Raw genomic sequence first — 12805 nt, forward strand, 5'->3', positions numbered from 1 at the left:
CGCGAATCTCTTCGATGAGCTATTTAACGAAGGTGTTGGCCACACGGACGGATTTGCGGAAATAAGGAATCCAAATGAAGCAAGTAATAGCCGAACGAACGATATCTTTAATCGAACTGCCGTCCTGAAGCTCGCTTGCCATTGGAATCAGTGACATTAGCAAGAAATCGATTAAACCGATTGCCAAGCTTGCACTGTAGAAAATGATCATCAGTTTAGGGAAAATGTTTTTTTTTGCGATATAGCGCCACTAATAAGATTATGCAGAATACAAAGAGCGTACGATTACTTGATTTCAATCCCCCATCAGCCTGTCCTTACACGGCATAGTTGGCGATAATTCCAGCAATACCCGCCAGCGCGCACATCCCCCCTCCAAGTCTCGTCGACATCACATAAAGGAAGGAAGGCTCCATAGCATCATTCGATTTCCAGCTTTCGGTCAACTTCCAGAAAACATTTGGCTTGATCAACATGAGAAGCCCGATCAGGACAAGCAACATATAAAGAATCGTCATGACAGACATCCCTCCCGAAATCGTCATTCTAGTATCGCCTTTCATAGATCCTATGCCTATAAGGTTCCATTTAAGGGCGTCCATTTCCTGTCGGACTTGAAATTTTATACGTACCCGAACCGGATATGCCGATAAAAGGCGGTACTTTGTTCGCCTACAACTTGCCGTAAAATAGCCAACCTCATGCCATGCAGCTCGCGGCAATCGAAAAAAACTTGCCCCCCCTGCTAATATGCAACATAATTAACAGTATCTGCGTCATGGAATCAGTGAAAATAACCGGATAAACGATCGATGAAAAGAGTGAATCTATGCGACCATTGCGTCTACTGTTTGCCGCGGCAATCGTCAGCCTATTCGTGCTCAGCGCTTGCTCGCAGCAGCAAAAGCCGACCGTTCGCGAAGCGTTCGAGTCCGAAGGCATACGCCTCACGGAGACGGAAACGCCCGCGGAAACGGAGCTTAACGGGGTCAAGCCTGACAGCTTTAAGCTGGATAATGAGGAAACGGTGCGCGTCTATACTTTCGACACCAAGGCAAACCGCAAGCTGGCAGCCGAACGCTTACGGGAGCGTCAACGGCTGCTTAGCTCCTTCCCTCCTCTCCTGTATGAAGCGGAGCAGATACTCGTTCTCTACTACGGCCAAACCGACTCCGGCTCCGTGCCGATGAAACAGGATGACACCGCGTTCGGGGTTAAAATCCGGAAAGCCGTCGAACGGCTCGAGTAACGCCGCTTTCTTATTCCTGCAAAATGCTTAACAGCCTCTCCAGCTTTACATAGCCTTCGCTTTCCAGTTTTTTTAGCCTTGCCAGCCGTTCTACGGCTTCTTGCCTTCGGTCCGGATCTTCAATAGGCGCATGGGACTGCATCCATGGAAAAAGCTCATTTAGCGCTTGATACTCTTCTTTTATTCGCTTGTAAGCCTCGGCCACGCCGCTGCATTCCCTTCCGAGCGCCCCTTCAAACCGTTCGCTTGCTTCAAGCAGGAACAGATAGGCGTTGTGCCTGCTTTCATGCAAGATGTCCGTAAAATACCCCATATGGAAGCCAAGTATGGCATCCTTGCGCACCAGCTCGATCCAGCGGTCATAAGCGGACAGCCCGCTATAAAAGGCACGTCCGGCCCACTCGTACTTCCCGCGTTGCGAAAATTCCAGCGCAAAGCTTAACGCGGCGCGAAACGCGGTGTGTTCATCCGAGGGCTCTGCCGGAGAAGCCCAGTGCAGGGAAATAAAGCCTCCGTCATGCGGATTTCCGGTATACACGCCGTCACTAGCCACCCCATCTTGACCCGCATTTCTCCGGCAAGAGGCACACGGACAATAGTTGCGGCCCAGCTTCGTCCAAGGAATAACGGCATCGAAGCCCTCATGTCCGCTGCCGGCATGCCAGGAATGCGTATAATAGCCTTCCTCGTCGCAGCCGTAAACGACCGACGTTTCGTTGCCGAGGTCAAGCTCCCTAGCGAAGACAGGCAGTCCCCGCTCGAGCGCGGCTCGCGCGGCATCCCAAGCTTCGCGCTGGAGTCTCTCGAATGCCGCCGCATCCGCGAAGGCTTGATACCCGCGAATGTCGAGTCCCAAATGGCGAGCGAGTGCGAAAGCCTCCTCCTGCGGCTCCCCGATATTGGGCGCCGCTCCCTTCTCGTCGATAACGGTCAGGAACGCGCTCCCGGTCATGCCATACAGCCAGGCGGCCGAGCACGATTTATTCAAATATTCGAGACACGACTTTAATGCGCCGATATGTGACTTATGCAGGCCGGTAAACCGGTATTTCTCTAAACTTACCTTCGCCAACTCATTCCCCTCCATTCAGCGCTTCGACTACTTCGCGGAATGCTGCAATGGTAGCACTATCGTACGCATCCGCCTCCTCCAGCAATGCCGCCGCTTCCAGCCGCCGTTCCGTATCTTCGATCAACCCCCGCGGCTGCTCCCACGGAAACAACTCATAAATACGGTGAAACCGGTCCCGAACAAGGCCGAAGCTCTCGATCGCCCGCTCCAGAGCTTCCGGCGTTTCGCTGCCAAGTCTCTCCTTTGCTTTCAGCAAAAACTTATAACCGTTCGACCTGCACGTATCCCATTCATGGGTGTTGTACGCGAAAAACCAGCCGTCGACGGCTCCTTTGCGCAGCTCCGCCGACCAGCGCCGATAAGCGCGGTTACCGGTATACGTTTGCGGACCGGTCAGTTTGCCGGCGGCGAATTCGACCGCCAGCTGAAGCGCGTCCGCAACCGTTTTACGGACATTTTCCTCCGTCTGTCCGTTCCTCCGCATCCAGTGGATGTCGACGAGGCCGTCCCGCTCTCCGAGCGATTGCCACTCGACGGTTGTCGTCCCATTCCAGCAGCTGCATATGTAAGCCGCATCCTTGTCATCGTAGCCCTGAACGATACTGGTCTCGCCGCCGTTGAACACGAAGCCCCTGCCGAAGCAAGGAAAGCCCGAGCCGATCGCAATCCGGCAAGCTTCCCACGACTCCCTGCGCAGACGATCCAGTGTTTCGCCTTCGGCGACGGCGCTTACTCCCTCCACCTGCACGCCCAGATTTTGCAGTTGGGCCACCATTCGGCCATATGGCAGCTCATGGAGAACAGGTGCGGTATTCACGTCGTCCCCTGTCCGAAACAAGAACGGGATGCCGGTCGCTCCGTACAGCCAAGGCGTAAATGCGTAGGGGCTGCCAAGCTCTTGTAAGCAAACGCTATACGCATTAATAGAAGCCAGATTGCTTCTTGCCCCGTTATATCTCAATCCATTGATGACTTTTACGGCTTGACCCTTCATCTCCCCGCCTCCTCATTTATCGTCAGCGCAATGCATCTGCTAAGTCGCTCCAACGCTTCGATCCCGGCCGTTTCCGCCGCTAAGGCTTTGCTTAGCAGCCCGATCGCTTTCTCCGCAAGCGCAGGCTCGTTCGGGGAGCCGCCGTCCGGGAAAGGAAACAACCGGCTAAACTCGCCCAGTGCCGCCTCTATCTGTTCGTATAGGCATGCGGCTTCAGCCGCCATATCCGCCGCTTCCTTTCGGCCGTTCTTCAGAAGTTTTCGTTCCAGCTCCCGTATAAATAACGCGGCATGCCTTCTGGCATCGGCCGCGACTTCTGCCGTATAGGCGTTACCCAGAGGATCGACCGACCTTCTTCGGAACGCTTCCGACCAGCACTCGTAAGCCGTGAGCCCGCACACATATCCGACAAAGGTCCATTCTCCGTAAGCATGCCTTACAGCCATGTCGAGCGAGCTACGAACGGCCTCCCATTCTTCGATCGGCATCTCGCCGGTGACGGATAATAAGAATAAACCGCCCGACATGCCGCGCCCGAACCGGTCATAAGGAATCGTTCCCTTCGAGGCCGAGTCTTCGGCATACAAGAGCTGCGCCGCATCGTCATAGCCGTAGATCAGCCCGAATTCGGGCGCAAATAAATCCCACGCGACAACCGGTAGTCCTTCTAACACGGAACGCCGAATGTGAGCGATTCCTTTGTTCAGCATGTACGGCGTAGGAGGGGCGCCGCCGTCCCCGGTATGCTAGCTGGCAAGCCCGAGGTTCAGCAGTCCTTCGCGGAATTTCGGTTCCCAGAAATACATCGACGGCCCCGTTGCATCGATATGCTCCTGCTCCACCGTTAGCCGAAACGCTTGACCGGTCAGTCCCATTACATCGGTAAGCGAATACCCGTTCCGCTTAGCGTAGGGCAGGGTTGCGTGTACCGCACCGGCGAATGAGGTTTTGCACCGTTTCCATCCCCCGCTTCCCGGTCCCCGCTTTAGCGAGAGAACCGCGCTTTCCATGGCGCCGATCTCGCGCTTCTCCCGGACGTATTCTCTCAGGCGCACCTTAACGCGTTCCTCCCGCACTTTCAATCGCGCGCGGCTCAAGGATTGGTACACGCTGTCCGCCGAAGTTCGAAACAAGCGGGCGATTTCGGCGGGAGACAGCTGGCCGAAGAAATGCGCCTCGAACACCGCCCTTTCCTTAGGGGCGAGGCAGCGCAGCAGCAGCCGAACGGTTTCCAGAAACTCCTTGCGGGCCAGCACGGCGGAAGGCTCGCACTCTTCGTTGCTATGGTCTTTTTTAACGTTTAAATAACTCAAAATGCTGTCGATGTCGGAGCAGTCGACACCCTCCGCATCCTTTCTTGCGGCAATGCCCGTAAACGTCCTCTCCCGTCCGGCGTGTTCTCCTTTGCGCAGCTTCATCAAAGCTTCGTTGCGAACGATCCTGCGTAACCACGGCAAGAAACGGTTCATGTCGGACAGCGTACCGAGATGCAGGAAAGCCCGAAACAACGCCTCCTGCACGATATCCTCGGCCAAATGCGGATCGCGCGTCATCCTTTTCGCCCAATCGAACGCTTTGGCCCGGTGCCGCCTCACAAGCTCGCCGAACGCCTCGCGTTCGCCGCCGCGCGCTCTTCCGATCAAGTCTTCATCGGGCCGTTCGCTTTCCATATCATCCCCTCCATTCTATTAGATGCACGTACCGCCGACTTTCTGAGGCCGTAATGGCGAATTGCCATATTTATTTTCGAAGGGACGAGCGTCTCTTTTCTCAAACCGAAAAAATGACTAGGACAATGATCCAAAAAACCGGCGATGTCTTGCTTTTCTCTCCCGAAAGCAAGACAGCTAAATAAATAAAGAGACATTCCCCTCACGCTCGGTATGGGGATGTCTCTTTTTCATCTTAACGAGACTTTATGATGAATGCATGCCGGAATGGTTCGCCGATTCTTCCTCGAATCCAAGCGGCAGCGCTCCTCCCGACGTTTCATGGGCTTGAAGGACGGAGGCAAGAAGGCCGGGAAACCGGGCTTCCAAATCTTCCGTGCGGATCGACAAAAACCGCTGCGTCCCTTGCACGCGTACGCGAATGACGCCGGCTTCCCTTAACGTCCGGGCATGATGCGAGATGGTTGACTTGACGACCGGCACCTCAATATCGCCGCAGGTTCTCTCGCCGGCTTTAGAAATTTCCGCAACCAGATGAAGCCTGATAGGATCGCTCAACGCATACAGAACGGAGGACAATTGGATGTCGGCTTGGTCGGGATGATGAAGTACTTTCACGCTGGCGCCTCCTTTTTTTTGTAAAGGGAATGATTGTATTTTACCATAAGCCGTGATATATTTCTATTGTTCGATAATAATCGAACTATTCAACAACGAAAGCTGGTGTATGCATGTCGAACCAATCCGTTTCGAAATCGTTACATGAACCCGGACAGCCGGCCATGCGGGAAGGAATGGTGACCGTGCTGCTGGGGTTATCCATCGTCTTGGTGATCATGAACACCATGATGTTTAATCTGGCGCTGCCCGACGTTGCGAGCGCCTTTGACCTTACGGCCTCTTCCGCATCGTGGATCGTCACCGGATACTCCATCGTATTTGCGATCTCATCCATTACCTATAGCAGGCTGTCCGACTTTGTGCCGATCCGGCGGCTGTTTATCATCGGACTCCTTTCGCTGGGTATTGCGGCGATCGGCGGCTTTTTCAGCGGCAGCTTCGTCCCTCTGCTGATTGCGCGAATCCTTCAAGCGTCCGGGGCCGGCTCGATTCCGGCTTTGTCGCTCGTGCTAGTCACGCGTTACGTACCGTTGGAACGCCGCGGCAAAGCAATGGCTACGATCATGTCCGCCGCTTCGCTCGGCCTCGGTCTTGGACCGGTTGCCGGCGGCGTCATCGTGCAGTACTTAGGCTGGCATTATTTATTTGCCGTGACCGCCGCAACGCTGCTGCTTATCCCGTTCTACGCCCGCCTTCTTCCCAAAGAAAGACCCGCAAGCGGATCTTTCGACGCAGTAGGGGCGCTGTTCGCCGGCATCGGGACAACCGGACTGCTCCTTTTTCTGACGAATCAGTCCTGGATGGCCCTTGCGGCAGGCTTAGCGGCCGTTGCTCTATTCGTCCTTCGCATTTGGCTTGCCGCAGATCCGTTCGTGCAGCCCGGCCTGTTTCGCAACCGTCCTTTTCTGACGCTGGGAGCGGTCGGTATCGTTGCATATTTATGCAGCTTCGCCACGCTTTTCCTGATGCCGCAAATCCTTGTCCACCGTTTCGGTCTGAGCGCAAGCCAATCGGGGCTTGTCATCTTCCCCGGCTCCATACTGGCGATGATCGTTTCCAGGTGGGTCGGCAAAATCATCGACAAGCACGGCAACCGGGCCATCATCCGGTACGTTCCGCTGCTGCTGCTCGTTTCCGTGATCCTGTTCGCCCTGCTCGCGACCACATCCTACTGGGCCATTTTGTTCATCTATATGCTACTAAGCGTCGGCTTTACGTTTCTGTCGAGCAGCATTTCCAACGAGATGTCGCGCATTTTGCCTGCCGCCCAGATCGGATCGGGATTAGGACTATTCCAATTGCTTCAGTTTTTCAGCGGTGCGTTCGGGGTCGCCGTTACGGCGAGCGCCTTGGTTTGGCAGCGTAAGCTACCCCTCTCCGCCGCTTACGGCAATATTTATTGGGGAATGGGCATCATTGTGCTCGTTTCGATCGGTTGCGCGCAGCTGTATCGGCGTTACGCCCAGCGTTCTATGCCGGCTTCTTAACCCCGTCTACAAGGAAGGAGGCGCATCGCCGCCGCCTTCCTTTCCATTTTCATGTCGCAGCCCCGTTGCCAGGCAAACCTATTGTTACAGCTTTCAAGAAGTGAGGAAGAATCGTGCGTATTCCGCATTTCACCCGTGCAGCCCTCCCGACAATCGCGGGCTAGGGCGATAAGGACCGACCGGGATTTGAATCAAACTGGTCGTTCCATTCGCAGGCATCCTGTACAGTTCATCGCTCAGCCTAGCATCGAATCCGAGCAGAGGGTGTCCCCCCATGCCAATGGCGGAAGCCGCGAGTAGCAGCCGCTGCACCAGCATGCCCGCTTCCATCTGCTGAATGCGATATCCTCTGTAGCCTAGCTCCGGCAGATGATGATCCCGATTCCCCGCCACGTGAAAGCAGAGCGGCACTTGGAGCATATTCACATTATCCACCGACAGCCCCAGCTGCAGCACGAGTCGGTGATCGCCTTGGCGTATCCTTTGCAGCAAGTGCCCCGATTCGTCATAGCGGTAAGCGCCGTCCGGTACGCCCTCTACGTTGTACAAGCAGCAATAGAGCGTAACTCGGGATACATTATTTTTTGGTGCGCCATCCAAATCATTCGCATACCGGAAAGAAGCTGTCGCTTCCTGCAGCAATACGGCCAATTGCGTCTGACTAACTTTGCCCATCGCGAAATCCTGGTTCGGTGAGTGCCTCTTCCGGCTAACACTAGCCAAATCATACGACAATCGTTCCGCACGAGGCAGAAACACCGTTTGTCCCAGCCGCAAAATACCCTCTTCTTTGCCGTATCGCAGCTCTAGCGGGGGTATCGTTTCCAGCATGGAGGCTTCGTTCATTTGGATTAACATAGGAAAAGCTTTAACCCTCCGAGACTTGACGAAGTGCTGATGACGAACCGGCTCGAGCTCGCGGCACAGGCTCGATGCGGAGACGCGACTTTCTTCGCTCCTCCTCTCCGTCAAACACGGATCCCTACGCCTAACCGATAACGGAATTACCGCATATACGCTCTCTTCCTGCTCCGTTAACCCGAGCAGCCGATTTACGGCACGATCAAGAAAGCGGAACGAAACACCCGGCACATAGCCAAACCTTTTGGCCGCTTCCAGCAGCTGTCCGATCAGCACGCCCGCATCGAGCCCTTGAAGCCGATAGGCGAAGTTGTGGTATTTATAGAAGTTTTTCCAGAACATCGTCGATACGAATACCGCGCCGAAGCAGGCCGACAGGTCGAACCGGTTTCCGAGAGCCCGCGATAGGAAGGAATCAAAAATCCCCTCTCGCAGCAGCACCAGACGATGATGCGCCGCATCGTAATGGTAAACTCCGGCAGGCAAATCCTCGGCTTTCAAATATACATAGCATTCGTTGGGATAAAGCGCTCCTCCGGAAGGCGCAAACCGCCGAAACGATTCCAGCAGCTCCGTCGTTTGTTCCGAATATACCGGTTCGTTCACGGATTGCGACATTTGGGACAGCCCGAAGGAATACCAGAGCAAATGCCCGATTGACCGAAGATCGGCTTTGGCCTGCCGCGCCCCTCTCTCAAGCGTAAGCGGAACTTCGGGCGCTAACGAAACCGTGGGCAATCCCCGGTACAGTTTGTAGGCGAGCGGTCCGTCCTCCCAGTCCACGGTCAGGTCGGGCGGCTTGGTCTTGACTACGTCAAAGTGCAATTGATGGAGGAATGTTTCCAGACCATTCATCCTTCCCCCTCCTATTCGGACATGTTTCGGCATGCTCCCCCTTTACGGAAAAGGATGCGGATAAGGATTGAGCTGGTCCGGCGTTAACGGCTTTTGGACATACCCTAGCTCCATCGGCACTCGAAGCACCCTGCCCAGCCCGGACAACCGGGTAAAATGATGCCCGAACGTCATCGGCAGCGTCCCCGGAATCAGCACTTTCACGCAATGCAGCCCATTTCGTCCGATCTCCGGCGCAGTTAAATCGATCACAACCACGTCCAGACCGCTCTTTTTGAGCGCTTGAATAAGCTCTCTCAGCTCTTCCGTCAAATCCGAATGCCTCGGTGTCGGCTTAAACGCTTCGGCAAACGTACGCATCGGACGATTCTCGTCCATGATGAAATGAAGGCGGCTTTCAGCAATCGGCAAGGCATACAGGAGGGAGTGGTCTTCCATCTGTTTAACGAGAGACGAATCATGATACATCCGTAAACCCTTTTCCCGGTCGGTTTCGATTCTCCGGTCAAGATTGTTCAACAGCCCGGCTATTTCATGTACCGCACCCTTCACGGCCCGCACCGGATCGGGATGCGCTCCGGCTGAGCAGACGAGATTGGCTCCCGTATGGTTTCTGTTTTTGGCAATCCCCCATACGCTAGGAATTCCGTGTTCCATTGTGGAAGCGTAGACGTGCAGATCATAGCCCGTCACAGCCGCCAGTCGGCCGATCATCAAATCCAGTTCCGGGTCGTCTGCGGAGGCAAGGTCAAGACGCGGAATCGGCAGCTGCGCATACCACGTCATCAGAAACGAATCGCGCTCCACCGTTTCCAGCAGGCCGTATAGGATCGCCTCCTCCAGACTCCCCCCCAGCGCGCAGCCGTTCGAGGACTCGAAAGCGAAGCGGTAGCTGCCGCCCATACTGTAGAAGGCGAGCTGCTCCGGAACGAGAAGCGGGCGCTCTTGACCGAACGAATACCCCCATACCCAGCGGATAGGCCTATCCGGATCAAACGGTTGGAAACGGTAGGACGGGAGGGCATATTGTTCCTTCGTGTGCAGACCTGCTTGAACGGGATCCAGCGCTTGCGCTTGCAGCTCCCGGTAACTGCCGTGCACAACCGTGCGTTTACCGCGCGGCTCCAAGCTGCTGTAACGCTCCAGCCCCTCCAAGACGGCCGTTAATTTGCTGACCGCATAAGAATGCGTCCGTCCGGCCGTCCCCACATCCTCCGTAAAGAGCGGCAAATTTACGCTCGCATCGGCAAAGGGCGATACAAGGTCCTGCATGTTCCCGTTGAACATACCGGTTCGAAAATCGAGATAGTCGCCGATTAGTACGTTCTTCCATTCATGAAGCGAACGGCTGCGGTAGCTATCGGGACTGATCTTCGGGCTAGGCTTGAGACGAATGCTCGCTTCCGTCGCAGAATCGTCCGCCTGCATGCTGCAAACCTTGCATAGAGAATCGGGCATCACAAAGTGACATGAGCTTTCCAGTGAATTCAGGTTTATCAGCACTACTTGCCCTGCAGTCCGTATCGGCTGACCGGTCAGCATGTTTTTGGTTTCTTCCGAAATGAGGTGCGCCATCTGCAAAAGTCCCGTGCGCGATGCCCAAGCGTCCCGCGATCCTCCTCCTCGTGCGGCCAGGCTTTCGCGAAGTCTCCACATCTCCGGTCGTTCGCGTCCGGCCATTAACATTCGCCTGTCGGCGCACTGGGAGCAGCCCGGCGAACCGGGACGAACCAGAGGACCGATCACCCCTTCGCCGAAAGCAACGAATCCGCGCAGCCATGGAATACCCGCGGGCAGCAAGACCTCTTCCGCCTTCCGATGAAGAGCGGGATTCCAGGCATCGTGCAGGACGAGAACCAGATCGGCCGTTAAGGAAGCTTCATCCACGAGATGGTTCAAGCGAACCGTTCCGATGCGCATCCCTGACATTTGCTCGCTTACGTAATTCGCCAACATCCCTTCTCCGACAATTGCCACGACGGCCTTCACAGGGATCCCTCCTCTCTCGGCAGTACTCCGTACACGCCCGAAAGCGCATCCTTCAAGCTGGACTCAGGAGTCAATTCGTATAGTCGAAGCCGTTTCCCCGCTTGCTTGAGAATGGACACGGCAGTGAGAAGAACCTCCTTAGGCACCGTTTCTGCGGCAGCCGGGATCGCAACCGTTCTCGGCTCCCTCTCTTCCACGCTAACAGCGGTAACCTGCACGACATGAGCCGATCGGGCAACGGTATGGTTCTGTTCGTCCATTAGCGCCTGCTGCAGCGCAGCCCGCATCGCCAGTGTCGCATGTAAGCCGGCGCTGCCATACCAGCGGCCCCCCGCACCGACCCATACTACCGGCAAACCGTACAGCGCATCTCCGAGTCCAACCATCGGCAAACCCTGTAAGGTCGTGATCGCTTGCAAATAATAACGGCAGCGTTCATCTTCGATCCCGGACAACCGAATCCGATACACTACAGGCAGACGACCTTCTTGCCGCTTGCGCAGTTCTTCGCCCAACCAGTTGTTCAGCCCGCGTGCAGCGCCTTCGATAAGCGTGCCGCCGGCACCGATCCCGATGGAACGGGTCGCTTCCGCCTTCCCCCCATTTACGTCTCGGCCGGAGTAAGGCAAGAGCTGTCCCGCCATCCGCGAGACATAGGCTTCGATACCGCTCAGACCCGCTTCGCGGCGCGCTCCCTCGTGCGTCATAGCGGAACAGACGATATCCGGAAGCAATGAAGCAGGCCCTTCCGACAGCGGGTCGACAGGCCGTATGCGGCACTGAGCGAGAGGGAGCTGGCTTAAGTCCTCCTCTTCCCAAATATGGAATAAGCCTGTCGTCTCCGACGTCAAACGGCTGACACAGGAAAGCAAGGCTTGTTCGGCGGCGTCAGAGGCGGTGTCCGAGCTCCGTTCGAGCTCTCCTTCGAAGTCAAGCAGACGGGAGGACGGGACGTTTCCTGACACATGCGGGTGAGGCAAGAAAGGATGCCATCTCCCTTCAAGCGTCTCCGTATCCAAAAGATAGATGCTGCCGTTCTTCTCCTCTCCGGACACGCCGGCAATCGCTTTAAAACATTCAAACACGGCCACATTCGCAAGCATCGCCTCCGTAGTGGAGGAATAGCCCGGAGGCATGGATTTCCCGCTAAGCGCAGCTTGGTGGATGCGTCTCCAGGCCGATTCCCAGCAGCTTTCTTTTTCCGGATGTACAAGCGGACCTGCCAAACCGGCATGCTGCAAGCAAATGACGGGCAAAAACCTTTTTTTGTCCTTCCTGCATGCTGCATGAAGCTCGCGTAGACGGCCGAGACCTTCCTCTCGCGATACATACAGGATGAAGTCGTATGGCACTATCGTTTCCGGCCAATGGATTTCCCTTGCGTCCCATACGCCCGTTTCCAAAACATCCGCCTCGGGATCCGTTTTACGGGCGTGAGCCGCCAACTCCCTCAACCTGCTAACGTCGGTTGTTCCCGCATCCAGAATACGCACATGGACTTTCGGCAATCCGGATTCCAACAAAGCCGATACCAGCGAAACCAAGAACGGCCCTGAACCGACAGCCAGTACCTTGGCCTGACGATACGACTGGAACCGATACGCCCCGGAGCCGCCGACATGATCGAGAAATTCAATCTGCGAGGCAAAATCCGCCCTTATAGCTTCCGGCAGCTCAGCCGGCGCGTCTTGACTAATATCGCGAACAAAGCCGTTCCGGTACAGCACCTCAGCGATTTCGCATACGCGGGTCCGGTAAGGGGTCGTCAAGCCTTCCGTCAGTTCCGATAGCGAGCGTTGACCATTGAAAACCGGCAGCAATTTATCGATCCATTGATCGATACCGTCACCTTCCATCCGGAATGAACTGCTATTGTTGCGAAAGTACACACCGCCGTTCGGATCGGGAACATAAAAGGTATCTCTCTTCACCTTGAGACGCATAGACACGTTAAAGTCCATCATTCATTCGAGCCCTCCTCCGCTAAACAACCCCGATAGCCTAACA

Annotated in this window: 12 protein-coding genes; 2 read left to right on the forward strand and 10 right to left on the reverse strand. The window is 55.6% G+C overall.

Annotated features, from left to right (window positions below; all coding sequences use genetic code 11):
* Positions 1 to 19 precede the first annotated feature (19 nt).
* Both ACKGJP_RS20915 and ACKGJP_RS20920 read right to left on the reverse strand, forming a co-directional pair.
* Positions 20 to 241, reverse strand: coding sequence for a DUF2569 family protein (locus ACKGJP_RS20915; protein ID WP_409347219.1), 222 nt, complete (start codon positions 239 to 241; stop codon positions 20 to 22).
* Positions 242 to 317: 76 nt separating this feature from the next.
* On the reverse strand, positions 318 to 518 hold the full coding sequence (locus tag ACKGJP_RS20920) for a DUF6199 family natural product biosynthesis protein (RefSeq protein WP_409340740.1): 201 nt from the start codon (positions 516 to 518) through the stop codon (positions 318 to 320).
* A gap of 311 nt (positions 519 to 829) precedes the next feature.
* Between ACKGJP_RS20920 and ACKGJP_RS20925 the strand changes: the two genes are divergently transcribed.
* Entirely contained in the window at positions 830 to 1249 is a 420-nt protein-coding gene (locus ACKGJP_RS20925; protein ID WP_409340741.1) for a hypothetical protein, read from the forward strand.
* A gap of 10 nt (positions 1250 to 1259) precedes the next feature.
* On the opposite strand, the gene ACKGJP_RS20930 is transcribed toward ACKGJP_RS20925, so the two are convergent.
* From ACKGJP_RS20930 to ACKGJP_RS20950, 5 genes are all read right to left on the reverse strand, one after another.
* The gene (locus ACKGJP_RS20930; RefSeq protein WP_409340742.1) at positions 1260 to 2321 is read right to left on the reverse strand and encodes a hypothetical protein; all 1062 of its coding nucleotides are present in this window, start codon (positions 2319 to 2321) and stop codon (positions 1260 to 1262) included.
* 1 nt (position 2322) lies between these two features.
* Positions 2323 to 3315 carry a hypothetical protein gene (locus ACKGJP_RS20935; protein ID WP_409340743.1) on the reverse strand — a complete coding sequence of 331 codons (993 nt, stop codon included), beginning with the start codon at positions 3313 to 3315 and terminating at the stop codon, positions 2323 to 2325.
* On the reverse strand, positions 3312 to 3989 hold the full coding sequence (locus ACKGJP_RS20940; RefSeq protein WP_409340744.1) for a hypothetical protein: 678 nt from the start codon (positions 3987 to 3989) through the stop codon (positions 3312 to 3314). Before ACKGJP_RS20940 ends, ACKGJP_RS20935 begins: the two co-directional genes overlap by 4 nt.
* A gap of 72 nt (positions 3990 to 4061) precedes the next feature.
* On the reverse strand, positions 4062 to 4985 hold the full coding sequence (locus ACKGJP_RS20945) for an RNA polymerase sigma factor (RefSeq protein ID WP_409340745.1): 924 nt from the start codon (positions 4983 to 4985) through the stop codon (positions 4062 to 4064).
* Positions 4986 to 5231: 246 nt separating this feature from the next.
* Positions 5232 to 5603 (reverse strand): ArsR/SmtB family transcription factor, encoded by a 372-nt coding sequence (locus ACKGJP_RS20950; RefSeq protein WP_409340746.1) that lies wholly within the window; start codon positions 5601 to 5603, stop codon positions 5232 to 5234.
* Between the two features lie 113 nt (positions 5604 to 5716).
* Here ACKGJP_RS20950 and ACKGJP_RS20955 point away from each other — a divergent pair, with 113 nt between their 5' ends.
* On the forward strand, positions 5717 to 7093 hold the full coding sequence (locus ACKGJP_RS20955) for an MFS transporter (RefSeq protein WP_409340747.1): 1377 nt from the start codon (positions 5717 to 5719) through the stop codon (positions 7091 to 7093).
* A 129-nt stretch (positions 7094 to 7222) separates the two neighbouring features.
* Here the strand turns inward: ACKGJP_RS20955 and ACKGJP_RS20960 are convergent, their stop codons facing one another.
* The 3 genes from ACKGJP_RS20960 to ACKGJP_RS20970 are packed head-to-tail and all read right to left on the reverse strand — an operon-like array spanning position 7223 to position 12762.
* Positions 7223 to 8809 carry a SagB family peptide dehydrogenase gene (locus ACKGJP_RS20960; RefSeq protein ID WP_409340748.1) on the reverse strand — a complete coding sequence of 529 codons (1587 nt, stop codon included), beginning with the start codon at positions 8807 to 8809 and terminating at the stop codon, positions 7223 to 7225.
* Between the two features lie 42 nt (positions 8810 to 8851).
* Positions 8852 to 10798 carry a TOMM precursor leader peptide-binding protein gene (locus ACKGJP_RS20965; RefSeq protein WP_409340749.1) on the reverse strand — a complete coding sequence of 649 codons (1947 nt, stop codon included), beginning with the start codon at positions 10796 to 10798 and terminating at the stop codon, positions 8852 to 8854.
* Positions 10795 to 12762, reverse strand: a complete 1968-nt coding sequence (locus tag ACKGJP_RS20970) for a putative thiazole-containing bacteriocin maturation protein (protein WP_409340750.1) — start codon at positions 12760 to 12762, stop codon at positions 10795 to 10797. Before ACKGJP_RS20970 ends, ACKGJP_RS20965 begins: the two co-directional genes overlap by 4 nt.
* Positions 12763 to 12805: the final 43 nt, after the last annotated feature.

This window comes from Paenibacillus litoralis (assembly GCF_046244365.1).
In the GTDB taxonomy this organism is placed as follows: Bacteria; Bacillota; Bacilli; order Paenibacillales; family NBRC-103111; genus Paenibacillus_V.

Excerpts from the sequence above, each read along its gene's own strand:
- ACKGJP_RS20920 (WP_409340740.1), bottom strand. The coding sequence starts at position 518 with ATGACGATTCTTTATATGTTGCTTGTCCTGATCGGGCTTCTCATGTTG.
- ACKGJP_RS20925 (WP_409340741.1), top strand. The coding sequence starts at position 830 with ATGCGACCATTGCGTCTACTGTTTGCCGCGGCAATCGTCAGCCTATTC.
- ACKGJP_RS20935 (WP_409340743.1), bottom strand. The coding sequence starts at position 3,315 with ATGAAGGGTCAAGCCGTAAAAGTCATCAATGGATTGAGATATAACGGG.
- ACKGJP_RS20945 (WP_409340745.1), bottom strand. The coding sequence starts at position 4,985 with ATGGAAAGCGAACGGCCCGATGAAGACTTGATCGGAAGAGCGCGCGGC.
- ACKGJP_RS20955 (WP_409340747.1), top strand. The coding sequence starts at position 5,717 with ATGTCGAACCAATCCGTTTCGAAATCGTTACATGAACCCGGACAGCCG.
- ACKGJP_RS20960 (WP_409340748.1), bottom strand. The coding sequence starts at position 8,809 with ATGAATGGTCTGGAAACATTCCTCCATCAATTGCACTTTGACGTAGTC.
- ACKGJP_RS20970 (WP_409340750.1), bottom strand. The coding sequence starts at position 12,762 with ATGATGGACTTTAACGTGTCTATGCGTCTCAAGGTGAAGAGAGATACC.